The following is a 15,219-nucleotide window of genomic DNA, read 5'->3' as shown; positions in this document are numbered from 1 at the left end:
GCGACGCGATCGAACTCGGCCCGTCGGCGTCGCGGCCTGGTCTGCCCCGTCGGGGCCGGGGGGTCAACTGGCAGGCCCGGGTGGCCGGGAGGACACGTCGGGGAAACAATTCTGCAATCTCTTGCGCAAAGTCTTGCAGGCCTCATACCTGGCCCCTACGGTCGCTGCCATCCCCACCTCGTCCGCCAGGAGGCCCCCCACATGCCTGCCAGAGCCGTCAGAGCTGCAACTCTTTTCGCCGCCACCGCACTTGCCGCCGCCGGGCTCGCGGGGCAGGCGCCTCGGGCCGTCGCCGCCGCGCCCGGGGGGAAGGACGTCACCGCCGTGCTCTTCGAGTGGCGGTTCGACTCCGTCGCCAAGGCCTGCACGGATTCTCTCGGGCCGGCCGGGTACGGGTACGTGCAGGTCTCGCCGCCCCAGGAGCACGTCCAGGGGTCGCAGTGGTGGACCTCCTACCAGCCCGTCAGCTATCGGATCGCCGGGCGGCTGGGGGACCGAGCCGCGTTCAAGGCCATGGTCGACACGTGTCACGCGGCCGGAGTGAAGGTCGTCGCGGACTCCGTCATCAATCACATGGCCGCCGGCGACGGCGTCGGGACCGGGGGTTCGTCCTATACCAAGTACGGCTATCCCGGGATCTACTCCGGCGCCGACATGGACGACTGCCGCGTGACCATTTCGAATTACCAGGACCGGGCCAACGTGCAGAACTGCGAGCTCGTGCAGCTGGCCGATCTGGACACGGGCGAGGACTACGTGCGCGGGCGGATCGCCGGGTACCTGAACGACCTGCTGTCGCTGGGCGTGGACGGGTTCCGGATCGATGCCGCCAAGCACATGCCCGCCGCCGACCTCGCCAACATCAAGTCCCGGCTGAGCAATCCGGGGGCGTACTGGAAGCAGGAGGCGATCTACGGGGCCGGCGAGGCCGTCCAGCCCTCCGAGTACCTGGGCAACGGCGACGTGCAGGAGTTCCGCTACGCACGGGACCTCAAGCGGGTCTTCCAGAACGAGAACCTCGCCTACCTGAAGAACTTCGGGGAGGCCTGGGGGTACATGCCGAGCGGGCAGGCCGGGGTGTTCGTCGACAACCACGACACCGAGCGCGGCGGCGACACCCTCAACTACAAGGACGGTTCCGCCTACACGCTGGCCAGTGTCTTCATGCTGGCCTGGCCGTACGGGTCCCCCGACGTGCACTCCGGCTACGAGTGGACCGACAAGGACGCCGGCCCGCCGAACGGCGGCACGGTGAACGCCTGTTACTCCGACGGGTGGAAGTGCCAGCACGCCTGGCGCGAGATCTCCTCCATGGTCGGCTTCCGCAACGCGGCCCGCGGTCAGGCCGTCACCGATTGGTGGGACAACGGCGGCGACCAGATCGCGTTCGGGCGCGGCAACAAGGCCTACGTCGCCATCAATCACGAAGGGGCGGGCCTGACCCGGACCTTCCAGACCTCCTTGGCGGCCGGCGACTACTGCGACGTGCAGAGCGGGCGTACGGTCACCGTGAACTCCACCGGGCAGTTCACCGCCACGCTCGGTGCCGGTACCGCGCTCGCCCTGCACGTGAACGCCCGTACCTGCACCGGCACGCCCGCGAACTCCGCCGGCGCCGCCTTCGCCGTCAACGCCACCACCGTCCCCGGGCAGAACGTATACGTCACCGGGGACCGCGCCGAGCTCGGCAGCTGGAACATCGGCAGCGCCCTCAAGCTCGACCTGGCGGCCTACCCCGTCTGGAAGCTCGACGTGTCCCTGCCGGCCGGAACCGCGTTCTCGTACAAGTACCTGCGCAAGGACGCCGCCGGGAACGTGACCTGGGAGAGCGGGGCCAACCGCACCGCCACCGTCCCGGGGAGCGGCAAGGTCGCGCTGAACGACACCTGGCGCAACTGAAACACCACACCCCACAGACCAGGGCCGCCCGGTGTCCCACCCTGCCATCCACCGGGCGGCCCTCCCGTACACAAGGAGACCCGCCTTGATACGCCCCGCCGCAGGAGTGATCGCCGCCACCTTGGCCGTGACGCTGCTGCCCGCCCTCCCGGCAGCGGCCGCCGCGCCGCCCGCCCCGCCCTCGGACGCCAAACTGGCCGCCGAGCCCGCGCGGCACGACCTGACCCGGGAGCAGTTCTACTTCGTCCTCCCGGACCGGTTCGCGAACGGTGATCCGCGCAACGACACCGGCGGCCTGACCGGCACCCGGCTGGAGACCGGACTGGACCCGACGGACAAGGGCTTCTACCAGGGCGGCGACCTCAAGGGCCTGACCGACCGGCTCGACTACATCAAGGGGCTCGGGACGACGGCCATCTGGATGGCGCCGATCTTCAAGAACCAGCCGGTACAGGGCAAGGGGGCCGATGTCTCCGCCGGCTACCACGGGTACTGGATCACCGACTTCACCCAGGTCGACCCGCATTTCGGCACCAACGCCGATCTGGAGCGCCTGATCGACAAGGCGCACGGGAAGGGGATGAAGGTATTTTTCGACGTCATCACCAACCACACCGCCGATGTCGTCGACTACCGGGAGCAGTCCTACTCCTACCTGTCGAAGGGGGCCTTTCCCTATCTGACGAAGGATGGAGTGCCCTTCGAGGACTCCGACTACGCGGACGGGAAGAAGAAGTTCCCGCGGGTCGACGCCGGTTCCTTTCCACGGACGCCGTTCGTGCCCGAGGAGAAGAAGGGGCTGAAGGCTCCGGCGTGGCTGAACGACCCGACGATGTACCACAACCGGGGCGATTCAACCTTCGCCGGAGAATCCTCCGACCAGGGTGACTTCGTCGGTCTCGACGACCTGTGGACCGAGCGCCCCGAGGTCGTCAGCGGGATGGAGAAGATCTACGAGAAGTGGGTCAAGGACTTCGCGATCGACGGCTTCCGCATCGACACGGTCAAGCACGTCAACACCGGGTTCTGGACGCAGTGGGCCACCGCCCTCGACAAGTACGCAGCCCAGCGCGGCCGGAAGAACTTCTTCATGTTCGGCGAGGTCTACTCCGCCGACACCGCCGTCACCTCCCCGTACGTGACGCAGGGGCGGCTCGACGCCACCCTCGACTTCCCGCTGCAGGACGCGATCCGCGCGTACGCCTCCCAGGGCGCGGCGGCCCCGCGGCTCGGCTCCGTACTGGCCGACGACTACCGGTACACCACGGACAAGGCGAACGCGTACGAGCAGGTCACCTTCCTCGGCAACCACGACATGGGCCGCTTCGGGAGTTTCCTGAAGCAGGACCGGCCGGGGGCGGGGGAGCAGGAGCTACTGGACCGCTACCGGCTCGCCAACGAGTTGATGTTCTTCTCCCGGGGCAACCCGGTGATCTACTCCGGTGACGAGCAGGGCTTCACGGGCGCGGGCGGCGACAAGGACGCCCGGCAGCCGCTGTTCGCCACGAAGGTCGCCGACTACCTGGACGACGACCAGCTCGGAACGGTGCGCACGCATGCGAGCGACGCTTACGATCCGGGACACCCGCTCTACAAGGAGATCAGCGCTCTCTCGAAGCTGACCAAGGACCACCCGGCCCTGCGGGACGGCGTCCAGAGCGAGCGCCTGTCCGACGGATCCGTCTACGCCTTCGCCCGTACCGACACCCGCAGCCGCACCGAGTACCTGGTCGCCGCCAACAACGCCGCCGAGGCCCGGACCGTCGAACTCGACGCCCCGGCCGGCGCCCAGTACCGCACCCTGTACGGCGGCACCGCGCTGATCCGCTCCTCCGCGGCCGGCAAGCTCACCGTCACCGTCCCCGCCTTCGGCTCGGTCGTCCTCCAGGGCATCGCCCCCCTCGCCGCCCCCGCCACCAAGCCCGCCCTGACCCTGAAGGCCCCGGCCCCCGGCGCCACCGGCACCGTCGAGCTGTCCGCCGACGTCACCGGAGGCGGCCTGAACCGGGTCGTCTTCGCCGCCCAGAGCGGCACCGGCCCGTGGCAGGTCCTCGGCACCGCCGACCACGCCCCGTACAAGGTCACCCAGAACGTCACGGCCCCGGCCGGCACGGCCCTGCGCTACAAGGCCGTCGTCGTCGACGCTTGCGGCCGCACCGCGAGCGCCCTCGCCGAGTCCGTCTCCGGCCAGGTCCCGCCCGTCCCCGTCCCCACCGCCACCCAGCGCGACTACGCGGTCGTCCACTACCGGCGCCCCGACGGCGACTACACGAACTGGCGGCTGTACGCCTGGGGCGACCTCGCCGACGGCGAAGCCACGCCGTGGCCCGCCGGACACGACTTCACCGGCCGCGACGCGTACGGCGCCTTCGCCTACGTCCGCCTCAAGCCCGGCGCTTCCTCCATCGGCTACCTCGTCATCGACAAGGACGGCAACAAGGACGTCGCCACCGACCGCACCCTCGACGTGACCAAGAGCGGCGAGGTCTGGCTGGAACAGGGCAAGGAAGCGGCCACCACCGACCGCCCCGCCCAGCCGCCCCAGGACCAGGCCAAGGCCGTCCTGCACTACCAGCGCGCCGACGGCGCCTACGACGGCTGGGGCCTGCACGTCTGGACCGGCGCCGCGACCCCCACCGACTGGTCCAAGCCGCTGGCGCCCGCCCGCACCGACTCCTACGGCGCCGTGTACGAGGTCCCGCTCGCGCAAGGCGCGACCAGCCTCAGCTACATCCTCCACAAGGGCGACGAGAAGGACCTCCCCACCGACCAGTCCCTCGACCTGAAGGCCACCGGCCACGAGGTCTGGATGCTGGGCGGCCGGGCCCCGTACCTCCTCCCGCAGCCCGCCGGCTCCTCCGCAGCCCTGGACCTCACCAAGTCCGAGGCCGTCTGGATCGACCGCGACACCCTCGCCTGGAACGCCCCCGCGGCCGCCGCGTCCGTCCAGCTCCTCGCCTCCCGCGAAGGCACCGTCACCGCGGAGAACGGCGCCCTGCACGCGGACGGCGCGCAGTGGCTGCGCCTCGCCAAGTCCGAGCTCACCGCCGCCCAGAAGCAGAAGTTCCCGCACCTGGCCGGGTACGCCGCGTACACCGTCGACCCGCGTGACCGGGGCCGCGTGCGCGAGGCCCTGCGCGGCCAGCTCGTCGCGAGCGCCCGCGCCGCGAACGGGGCCGTTCTCGCCGCGACCGGCGTCCAGCTCGCCGGCGTCCTCGACGACCTGTACGCGAACACGGCCCCCCTCGGCCCGGTCTTCAAGGACGGCCGTCCCACCCTGTCCGTGTGGGCCCCCACCGCCCGGCAGGTCGCCCTCGAACTCGACGGCCGCACCGTCGCCATGCACCGCGACGACACCACCGGCGTCTGGTCGGTGCGCGGCGAGCGCAGCTGGACGGGCAAGCCGTACCGCTACGACGTGAGCGTGTGGGCCCCGAGCACCCGCCGGATGGTCCGCAACCTCGTCACCGACCCGTACTCCACCGCCCTGACCACCGATTCCACCTACAGCCTCGCCGTCGACCTGGCCGCCCCGAAGCTGGCCCCGCCCGGCTGGCGCAACCTGCGCAAGCCCGCGGCCGTCCCCTTCACCTCTGCGCAGATCCAGGAACTCCACATCCGCGACTTCTCGGTCGCGGACCCCACCAGCGCCCACCCCGGCCAGTACCTGGCCTTCACCGACACCGGCTCGGCGGGCATGCAGCACCTGCGCGCTCTGGCCGCGTCCGGCACCTCCTACGTCCACCTGCTGCCCGCGTTCGACATCGGCACGATCCCGGAGAAGGCCTCCGACCGCACCGAACCCGCCTGTGACCTCAAGGTGTACGCGCCGGACTCGCCGGAGCAGCAGGCCTGCGTGGCCGCCGCGGCCGCGAAGGACGCGTACAACTGGGGCTACGACCCGCTGCACTACACGGTCCCGGAGGGCTCGTACGCGAGCGACCCGAACGGCACGGCCCGTACGGTCGAGTTCCGCAGGATGGTCCAGTCGCTGAACGGGGCCGGCCTGCGCACGGTGATGGACGTGGTCTACAACCACACCGTCGCCGCCGGCCAGTCCGACAAGTCGGTCCTCGACCGCATCGTGCCCGGCTACTACCAGCGGCTGCTGGCGGACGGCTCGGTCGCGAACTCCTCCTGCTGCGCCAACACGGCTCCCGAGAACGCCATGATGGGCCGGCTCGTCGTCGACTCGATCGTCACCTGGGCGAAGGAGTACAAGGTCGACGGCTTCCGCTTCGACCTGATGGGCCACCACCCGAAGGCGAACATCCTGGCCGTCCGGGCGGCCCTCGACGCGCTGACCGTCGCCAAGGACGGCGTCGACGGCAAGAAGATCATCCTGTACGGGGAGGGCTGGAACTTCGGCGAGGTCGCGGACGACGCCCGCTTCGTCCAGGCCACGCAGAAGAACATGGCCGGCACCGGCATCGCCACCTTCTCGGACCGTTCGCGCGACGCGGTCCGCGGCGGCGGCCCCTTCGACGAGGACCCGCGCGTCCAGGGCTTCGCCTCCGGCCTGTTCACCGCCCCCAACGCCTCACCCGCGAACGGCACCGCGGAGCAGCAGCGGGCCCGGCTCCTGCACGACCAGGACCTGATCAAGGTCGGGCTGTCCGGCAACCTCGCCTCGTACGCCTTCACGGACACCGCCGGCCGGCCCGTCAAGGGCTCCGAGGTGGACTACAACGGCTCCCCGGCCGGCTACGCGGCGGCCCCCGGCGACGCACTCGCCTACGCCGACGCCCACGACAACGAAACGCTGGCCGACGCCCTCGCGTACAAGCTCCCGCAGGGCACCTCCACCGCCGACCAGGCCCGGATGCAGGTCCTGGCGATGGCCGTCGGCACCCTCTCGCAGGGCCCGTCGCTGTCCCAGGCGGGCACGGACCTGCTCCGCTCCAAGTCCCTCGACCGCAACTCGTACGACAGCGGCGACTGGTTCAACGCCATCCACTGGGACTGCCGCGACGGCAACGGCTTCGGCCGGGGCCTGCCGCCCGCCGCCGACAACGGCTCCAAGTGGCCGTACGCGAAGCCCCTGCTGAGCGGCCGCCCGGCGCCCGGCTGCGCCGACATCACCGGAGCCTCGGCGGCCTACCGCGACCTGCTGCGGATCCGTACGACGGAACGGGCCTTCGCCCTCACCACACCGCAGGCGGTCCAGGCCGCGCTGGCCTTCCCGCTCTCCGGCAAGGACGAGACCCCGGGCGTGATCACCATGACGCTCGGCGACCTGGTGGTGGTCTTCAACGCCACTCCCGCCGCCCAGCCCCAGCGCATCCCGGCCCTCGCGGGCACGGGCTACGCCCTGCACCCGGTCCAGGCGGCCGGCACCGACCCCGCGGTCAAGCAGGCCACCTACGACGCACGGACGGGAGAGTTCACCACCCCGGCCCGCACGGTCGCGGTCTTCACACGACGCTGAGCTGATCCAGCCGCTTCTCCAGCAGGATCACCCCGTACACACGGCCGTCCTTGCCCTCCTTGTGGGGGAACTCCCCGACCACCCGGTAGCCCGCACCCCGGTAGTACGCGAGCAGCCGGGGGTTGGTGGAGACGCAGTCCAGCCGCGCCCGCGGCAATCCTGCCCCGGCTATCCGGCGCTCGGCATGTTCGAGCAGCCGGCGTCCGGCTCCCGCGGGCGCGGTTTCGCGTTCCACCATCAGCCGGTGCACGTAGCCGGCGACCGGCGGTTGCACGCCCCAGGCCTCCTCGTCGGACCACCACAGCTCGTACGCGCCGATGATCCGGCCGTCGCTGTCCCCGGCGAGCCACACCTCGCCCTCGCGCATCTTCGCCAGGAAGTGCGGGGCGTCCTTGTCCCCGGGCTTCCACTGGTCGATCCCGTGCTTGCGCATCCACCGGGCCGCCTGGTCGTACAGGGCCACGAGGGTGGCGGCGTCCTTTTCCACGGCCCGCCGGAACAAGATCCCGTCATCAATGATCACGCGCGTATTATCACGCGGATGATCACCGCGGGGAGGGCACCGCGGGTTCCACCGCCGCCGGGACGAGCGCCCCGAGCCGCCCGACCAGTTCCCCGAACGGGCCGTCGGCCGGCTCGTCGGCGAGGATCCGTCCGAGGATCCCGGCCATCTCCGCGTCGTACGCGGCGCTCACGGCGGCCAGCGCGGCGAAGTCGTGCACCAGCTGGAGCTCCAGCTCGGCCCTCGGGATCCGCCGCCCCTCCAGCCAGATCAGCGCGGTGGATTCCGCCAGCGACACCCACGACCGCACCACGAGTTCGAGGCGCGCCGGCGGCTTCTCGATCCCGATGTGCGTGACGATCTGCTGGTACGCGGCCTGCCGGACCTCGTCGATCATGGCGTTGGCCCGGTTGCTGCCGACGGCCGGGCCGCCCCGCATCAGCGCCGAGAAGCCGGGCCCGTGGTCGTCGACGAACGCGAAGAACCGGCCCATGACCCGCAGCAGCCGCGCCCCGAGCGGCCCCTCCTTCGGCTCCACGAACCGCTGCGCGAGCTCGTCGGCGGCACGCCGCAGGGCGGCCTCGTACAGGCTCAGCTTGCCCGGGAAGTAGTGGTAGACGAGCGGCCGCGATATCCCCGCGGCAGCCGCGATCTCGTCGATCGACACGTCGTCGGGCGACCGGTGGCTGAACAGCTCCAGGGCGACCCCGATCAGCTGCTGCCGCCGCTCCTCGACACCCATCCTGCGCCGCGTCCCGCTTGTCATGCGGACACCCTACTGGGCGCGCGGCAGCGCTCAGAGGTCGAGGACCAGGTGGTCGTCCTTGGCGCGGGAGACGCACAGGAGCATCGAGTCCTCGTGTTCCCCGTCCGTGAGGAGGGTGTCGCGGTGGTCCACCTCGCCCGCGAGGACGCGGTGTTGGCAGGTGCCGCAGAAGCCCTGTTCGCAGGAGTACGGGGTGGTGGGCAGTTCGCGGCGGACCGCGGTGAGTGCGGATTCCTCCGCCGCGACCTCGATCGTGCGGCCCGTGCGGTGGAGTTCCACGGTGAAGGGGCGGGAGGGCCCGGTCGCGGAAGCGGGGGTGAAGCGCTCCAGGTGGACGGCCGAGGGGGCCGGGGCCACCGCCCGGACCGCCTCCATCAGGGGTTCCGGGCCGCAGCAGTAGATCAGGGTGCCGGGGGCGGCGGCGGCCAGCGGGGACAGGTCGGGGAGGCCCGCCTCGTCCTCCGGGACGACGGTCACCCGGGAGCCGTGGGCCGAGAGTTCGGCGAGGAACGGCATCGAGGCCCGGCTGCGGCCGCAGTAGAGGAGGGTCCAGTCCGCGCCCGCCGCCGCTGCCGCGCGCAGCATCGGGAGGACGGGCGTGATGCCTATGCCGCCCGCCACGAACGCGTAGGACCCGGACGGGATCAGCTCGAAGTGGTTGCGCGGCGGCCGGACCGCCAGTTCGGCGCCTTCCGCAAGGAGGGCGTGTGCCTCGCGGGAGCCGCCGCGGCCGTCCTCGATCAGGCGGATCGCGATCGTGTAGCGGCCCGTGTCGGCCGGGTCCCCGCAGAGGCTGTACTGGCGGATCAGGCCCGACGGGAGCCGTACGTCCACGTGCGCGCCCGGGGTCCACTCCGGGAGGTCCGGGGATTCCAGGGCCAGGTGCAGGACGCCGGCCGCGGGCTCCGTGCGGGAGACGATCAGGGTCGGCAGCCAACGGCGCGGGGAGTGGCCGGAGATCGGGGTCTCCAGTGCCGGGAGGGGCCACAGGGGCGAGCGGGCGATGCGCCCGCGCAGGGTGCGGCGGATCAGCAGTGCGGCACCCGCCAGCGCCGCCACCTTCAGGGTGCGGCTCATGCGGTGGCACCGCCGTTCGCGCCGGGCGAGGAGGCCAGATAGGCCACGGCCTGGGCGGTCGAGCCCTCCTGCGACGGGTGGTACGTACGGGAGAGGTACGTCGGGATCGACTTGAGCATCGCGCCCGTCGAGGGCAGCGTGCCCTGCCGGCCCGCGCGGAAGAACTGGCCGAGGGAGGCCTTGGCGCCGGTCAGTTCCGGGTCGTTCTCCATGAAGAAGCGGGCGCCGCGCTGCCACAGGAAGACCAGTGCCGTGAACGCGGTGGCCCAGGTCCGGGTCCGCCGGCGGTAGCCGCCGTCCACGTGCATGAAGAGGTCGAAGGCCACCGAGCGGTGCTCCACCTCCTCCGCGCCGTGCCAGCGCAGCAGGTCGAGCATCACGGGGTCGGCGCCCCGGCGGTCCAGTTCGTCGGCGTTGAGGACCCAGTTCCCGAGGAACGCCGTGTAGTGCTCGATCGCCGCGATCATCGCGACCCGTTCCATGAGCCACCAGTGGCGGGCCTTGCCCGGCGGCAGCGTCCGGTCGCCGAGCAGTTTCTCGAAGAGCCAGTCCACCTGCGCCGTGTACGGGGTCGGGTCCAGGCCCAGGCGCTTGAGGTGGGGGAGCACGTCGTCGTGCGCGGCGGCGTGCATGGCCTCTTGGCCGATGAAGCCGACGACGTCCGCGCGCAGCTGCTCGTCCTTGATGTACGGGAGCACCTGTTTGTAGACGTGCACGAACCAGCGCTCGCCCGCGGGCAGCAGCAGGTGCAGCACGTTGATGGTGTGCGTGGTGAACGGGTCGCCGGGCAGCCAGTGGAGCGGGGTGCCCTCCCAGCCGAAGGACACGTTCCGCGCCTTGAGCCCTATGTGTTCCGACGCCACGGGGGCGGGCGCGAGCGGCGTATTAGACATGGTGTCAATGTACTGAGGGGTAGGGGGGAGGAAAACCCCTCTGCGTCCACCACTTCACGCAAGAGTCCCCCGGGCGCGCACGGCGCCCGGGGGACTCGGACCGGTTGCCCGGCCTTGCGGCTAGAGCTCGGCGTGGCCGCTCGCGAGCGCCCACTCGCGGTTGAGGGTGCCCAGCGGGATCTTGCGCTCGAAGAGCGGCGTGCCGAACAGGGAGAGCTGCAGGTGCAGGTTCCCGCTCAGGTCGAAGCCGCCGTACAGCGCCCAGGAGCCGCTGAGGGAGGTCTTGCCGTCGCTGGACGCACTCGCCTTGGCGTCGGCCTCGCCGCGCAGGTAGGGGGCGAAGTCCGCGCTGACGCCGACGGCCCCGTACAGGCCGACGGAGGCCTCGGCACCGAGCGCGCCCTTGACCTTGCCGGAGGCGGTGACGGTCGCCGTGACCGGCGTGCTCTTGACGTTGGACTGGCTGACCGGAGTCCAGCCCTTGCCCAGTGCGTAGCTGCCGCCGACCTTGAAGTCGCCCTTGACGTCCTGCTGGACGTCGAGGGTCACGCGGCCGTCGGCCTCCACCTGGACGTAGCAGGTCAGGTCGAGGTTGACGACGACCGGGACCGGGCCGACCTGGATGACCGGGGCGCTGTGCAGCTTGGCGAAGGGGATCCGCTTGGGCGCCCCGGTGCTCGCGGCCGCGCGGCCCTGGAGCTTCCACTGGGAGGACCAGTCGCCGCTCATGCCGAGGAAGGCGCCGCGCGGGCCGGAGCCGCCGCTGCCGTCGTACGAGAACTCCACCTGCGGGGCGAGCTGGACGAAACCGGAGACCGAGGCGCCGGCCGAGGCGGGGGCGTCGGGGGCGGTGTCGACGGCGGCGTTCACGTCCAGGCGGAGGTTGCCGAGGGGCAGCTTGGCGCTCTGGGGGCCGAACTTCACGCCCCCGGTCTTGGCCCAGGAGAAGGTGACGCCCTTCATCAGGGGCTCGACGGTGACCGACGACGGGTCGACGGGGACCTTGCCGTCGGCCTTGTCGTCGTTCAGGACGGAGGCCAGCGTGGTGGAGGCGGTCTTGACCTCGGTGCCGCGGTCGGTCTTTCCGACGACCTCGGTGACCTTGGCCAGCAGGCCGTTGGGGGCGCCGGGCGCCGGCGCGCTGGCGATGACGTCGCCGACCGCGACGGGCTTGTCGGCGTCGGGGGACTTGCCGGGTTCCGGCTTCTTGCTCGGCTCCGGCTTCTTGCTCGGCGAGGACGAGGACGAGGACGAGGACGAGGAGGACGGGGCGGGCCCCTGCGGGGCCTTGGCTATGACGGCCCGTCCGCTCGCCTGGTCGTACGAGGCGACCTTCAGCGAGGACTGCTGGGTCTTGCCCTTTCCGTCGGCGCGGGCCACGGCGGCCGGTGTGGGCGTCCCCTGCGGTGCCGCGGCCACCTCCAGCTGTGACGTTCCGTCGCCCGTGGGCGCGAGGGTGGCGGGGGCGGCCGCGTCGGCGGGGCCGGTGTGCGGTGACGAGGAGCAGCCGGTGGCGGTGAGCGCCAGTGTGGTGAGGCCGGGCAGCAGAAGACGTCGGGCGAGCAAGCGCACGTGGGTGAACCTTCGGTACGTGAGGGGTGTGGGGGGTTACCGCGAGGTAACCGGAACCCGATCATGCCATGTGTGCACTGCGGCAGTCATGTCCGGATCCCGCCAACTCCCTCGCCATGCTTGACGGTTGAAGATTCACCCACCAGTCATGGCGCTACCGGAGCACCCCTGCCTTCGTACCGTCAGTGAGCTTGCCCGCCAGCTCCACCTGCGCGCCCGCCGGCGCCTTCACCGCCAGCCGGTTGCCGTTCGCCGAACCGTTCACTCCGCCGCCCGTCACCGACAGCGATGCGAACTGGGCGCTGCCCGCCGCCAGCACGTACCACTGGCCCGCCTTCGACTTCCACAGCACGCCCGCCAGCACCCGCGGCTCCCGCGGCCCGCAGGCCGGCGAGCCCTCCGCCTTCGCCGCCTGCGCCGCCAGCGGGGCGCCCGGGGTCAGGAACTGCGCCTGCACCCGGTCTTCCGTACCCGCCCAGGTGTCCGCCCGGGTGCACAGCCAGGTCGCCGTGCCGTCGCCCTCGGGCAGCGGCTGCTTCGCGTACGTCCAGGCGTTGACGCTGCGGACGCCGTGCGAGCGGACCGACGGCAGCAGGCACGCGATCCGCGACCAGTCGCCGAGCTCCGCACCCTCCGCCACATCGCGCTCCGCACCCGGTGCGCCCGACGTCAGCCGGGCCGGGGTCAGTTCGCCGAGGTCGGTGACCAGCCGGGTGGTGCCGGCGCCGGTCAGGGCCAGCGCGTTCCAGCCGGTGCAACTGCCCGTCGGGGCGGGGCTCGCCACCGGCGGGGTGATCCCGTCCCGACTCGGCTTCAGTGTCGTCGGTGCGTCACCGGGCTTGAGCAGGTCGCGCAGTCCCACGCCGGTGATCCACGGCGCGGTCAGATAGCGGACGTTGCCGTCGACCCGGCTCAGCACCAGCGCGGTCGCGGTGTCCGCCGAGGCGCCGTCGGTCCGGGCGAAGTCGAGGGCGGCGACCGAGGTCCCGGTGCGCGGTTCGGCGTACCGGACCACGCGCAGGCCGTCGTACAGCAGGACCACGACCGCCTGGTCGACGGTGCCCGCGAACAGCAGCTGCGGAGGTCCCATCGGCGGTCCGGGCGGCGTGCCGGGTGTGGCCGAGGCGACCACCGTGGAGCCGGGCCGGGCCCAGACGGCCAGCGCCCGGCGCAGCAGTTCGGCGTCGTCGGTGCGGTCGCCGCGGGCGGGCCAGGTGGAGAAGTCGGTACGGGAGGAGGTGCGCCAGGCGGTGGGTGCGATGCGGACCAGCTTCCCCGGATCCAGGGCCCGTTCCGCCGCCGCGTTGAGCGCGTACGGCGGGGCCGCGGCCCCGTCCGCACCCCAGCCGCCGCCGGGCAGCGCGAGCAGGGCCCCGCACACGGCGAGGGCGGCCCCGGCGGCGAGGGCGGCCCGCGCGAACCGGCGCCGGCGCAGCAGGTCGGTGGGCCGCGCCTGGAGCACGCAGGGATCGAACTCGGGGGAGGCGAACAGGGCGTCGTTCGACGGATCCCCGGATTCCGCGACCGCGGCGGCGGGGTTCGCCACACCCGCCTCGTCGAGCACGCGGAGCACCTCCGGCTCCGGCAGCCGCTCCAGGGCGCGCAGTACGCACGCCGCCCGGCCGGGCCCGTCCAGCGTGGCCAGCCACTGGTCCAGGGCCAGCTCCTCGGCGCCGCCCGAGCGCGGGAACAGCCGCAGCCCCCACACCTGGGGGAGCAGCGGAGGCAACTGTGCCCGCCGGGGCAGCGCCCGGAAGGTCAGCGGGATCCCGGCCTCCAGGGCGGCGCGCAGCACCCGCAGTCGGACGTACGCGTACCCCGACTCGGCGGACGCGGTCCCGCGCTGGCCCGGAACCCCGCCCTGCACGGCGGCCGCGGCGGCGGCATCCGCGCCGGCGCCGCGCCGCCCGCGCGGCAGTGCCCGCTGGGCCAGCGAATGCGCGGTGAGCACCCGCCGGTTGCGGCCGAGGGCGGGCGGCAGCACCAGATAGGCGAGCCGCACCAGCCGCGGGTAGTGCTCGACGATGGCGGCCTCGGCCAGCTCGACGTCGGGCGGCACGGGAGACGGGGGGCGGGTGGCGGTATCCGGCGCAGTCACGTTCAGCAGAACGAGCGAATCGTCGGATGGTCACCCGCCCCCAGGTCACACGTTCGGGTCGAATGCCGGTCGCAGGCGGGCCTCAGCGGGCCTCAGCGGGCTTCGGCGGCCCGGAGGGACCGGGATCGGGGTGGGCCCGGGGGTCGGGTCAGGTCGTCAGGCGGACGCGCATCGCCTCGACCGTGCCGTCGGGGACGCCGAGACCCTCGCGCACGTACTTCTCCATCGAGCCGTAGCGCGTGTTCACCTCGTGGAGCGCGGCCTCCAGGTACTCGGGGAAGACCCCGATCAGGCCCAGCGCGATGTCCGGGTCGCCGCCGGCCATGGTGAAGCCCTCGATCATCCGGGCGAAGGCCTGCTTGACCGCCGGATTGACGGAGAGGTACTCGGCCATCAGGGTCTCGTCGTCCGCGCCGAGCAGGGACAGGACGACGGTCGCGCCCCAGCCCGTACGGTCCTTGCCGGCCGTGCAGTGGAACAGCAGCGGGCCCGCCTGCGGGTCCGCGAGCTCGGAGAGCAGGGTCCGGTACGCGGCCTGCGCGGAAGCGGTCGACACGAAGGACCGGTAGGTGTCGGCGAACAGTGCCTGCACCTTGCCGCCGCCCAGGTGCTCCTGCGCCATCGCCGGGTCGGACAGCAGGTCCTTGAGCTGCGTGGCGGCCGGGATCTTCCCGGAGCGCAGCTTGTCGGCGAGGACGTCGTGGACGAGGAGGCGGGCGCCGTCCGGTATCCGGTCCGGGTGGGCGCCGCGCTCGGCGTCCGTGCGGAAGTCGATGACCGTGCGCAGGCCCAGCGCGGCCACGACCGGGTCGGCGTCGACGTCGAGCCGGTCGAGCTGGCCGGAGCGCAGGACCAGGCCGGGGCGCACGGTGCGGCCGCCGGAGAGGGGGGTGCCGCCGAGGTCGCGGAGGTTGGCGACGGTGGTGGAGGGGGTGGTGGTGGTCATCGTGGCGGCTCCAGCGGTGTGCGTACGGCGCGGGCGGT

9 protein-coding genes are annotated in these 15,219 nt (G+C 72.2%); 2 read left to right on the top strand and 7 right to left on the bottom strand.

Annotation, left to right across the window (positions count from 1 at the left end):
• Positions 1-201 precede the first annotated feature (201 nt).
• A complete protein-coding gene (locus OG974_RS14585; protein ID WP_327283122.1) occupies positions 202-1,899 on the top strand; it encodes a carbohydrate-binding module family 20 domain-containing protein in 1,698 nt (565 codons plus the stop codon).
• A gap of 85 nt (positions 1,900-1,984) precedes the next feature.
• Complete coding sequence (gene pulA, locus OG974_RS14580; RefSeq protein ID WP_371646684.1) at positions 1,985-7,327, top strand: pullulanase-type alpha-1,6-glucosidase; 5,343 nt, start codon at positions 1,985-1,987, stop codon at positions 7,325-7,327.
• Here the strand turns inward: pulA and OG974_RS14575 are convergent.
• The 7 genes from OG974_RS14575 to OG974_RS14545 all read right to left on the bottom strand — a co-directional run bounded on the left by OG974_RS14575 (position 7,314) and on the right by OG974_RS14545 (position 15,181).
• Complete coding sequence (locus OG974_RS14575; protein WP_327283121.1) at positions 7,314-7,850, bottom strand: GNAT family N-acetyltransferase; 537 nt, start codon at positions 7,848-7,850, stop codon at positions 7,314-7,316. The two genes, pulA and OG974_RS14575, sit on opposite strands and share 14 nt — an antisense overlap.
• Positions 7,851-7,872: 22 nt before the next feature.
• Positions 7,873-8,595 carry a TetR/AcrR family transcriptional regulator gene (locus OG974_RS14570; RefSeq protein ID WP_327283120.1) on the bottom strand — a complete coding sequence of 241 codons (723 nt, stop codon included), beginning with the start codon at positions 8,593-8,595 and terminating at the stop codon, positions 7,873-7,875.
• 30 nt (positions 8,596-8,625) lie between these two features.
• Positions 8,626-9,672, bottom strand: a complete 1,047-nt coding sequence (locus tag OG974_RS14565; RefSeq protein ID WP_328762526.1) for a PDR/VanB family oxidoreductase — start codon at positions 9,670-9,672, stop codon at positions 8,626-8,628.
• Positions 9,669-10,565, bottom strand: a complete 897-nt coding sequence (locus OG974_RS14560; protein ID WP_371646681.1) for a metal-dependent hydrolase — start codon at positions 10,563-10,565, stop codon at positions 9,669-9,671. Before OG974_RS14560 ends, OG974_RS14565 begins: the two co-directional genes overlap by 4 nt.
• Before the next feature lie 120 nt (positions 10,566-10,685).
• Entirely contained in the window at positions 10,686-12,137 is a 1,452-nt protein-coding gene (locus OG974_RS14555) for a hypothetical protein (RefSeq protein WP_328762522.1), read from the bottom strand.
• A gap of 154 nt (positions 12,138-12,291) precedes the next feature.
• Positions 12,292-14,235, bottom strand: a complete 1,944-nt coding sequence (locus OG974_RS14550; protein ID WP_371646679.1) for a hypothetical protein — start codon at positions 14,233-14,235, stop codon at positions 12,292-12,294.
• 148 nt (positions 14,236-14,383) lie between these two features.
• The gene (locus OG974_RS14545) at positions 14,384-15,181 is read right to left on the bottom strand and encodes a tyrosine-protein phosphatase (protein ID WP_371646677.1); all 798 of its coding nucleotides are present in this window, start codon (positions 15,179-15,181) and stop codon (positions 14,384-14,386) included.
• Positions 15,182-15,219: the final 38 nt, after the last annotated feature.

It is taken from the genome of Streptomyces sp. NBC_00597 (assembly GCF_041431095.1).
GTDB lineage: Bacteria > Actinomycetota > Actinomycetes > Streptomycetales > Streptomycetaceae > Streptomyces.
The sequence above is the reverse complement of the archived record's forward strand: the minus strand, read 5'-3'. Positions and strand labels throughout refer to the sequence as shown.

Coding starts and splice junctions, on each gene's coding strand:
- OG974_RS14585 (WP_327283122.1), top strand. CDS start 202: ATGCCTGCCAGAGCCGTCAGAGCTGCAACTCTTTTCGCCGCCACCGCA.
- OG974_RS14570 (WP_327283120.1), bottom strand. CDS start 8,595: ATGACAAGCGGGACGCGGCGCAGGATGGGTGTCGAGGAGCGGCGGCAG.
- OG974_RS14565 (WP_328762526.1), bottom strand. CDS start 9,672: ATGAGCCGCACCCTGAAGGTGGCGGCGCTGGCGGGTGCCGCACTGCTG.
- OG974_RS14560 (WP_371646681.1), bottom strand. CDS start 10,565: ATGTCTAATACGCCGCTCGCGCCCGCCCCCGTGGCGTCGGAACACATA.
- OG974_RS14545 (WP_371646677.1), bottom strand. CDS start 15,181: ATGACCACCACCACCCCCTCCACCACCGTCGCCAACCTCCGCGACCTC.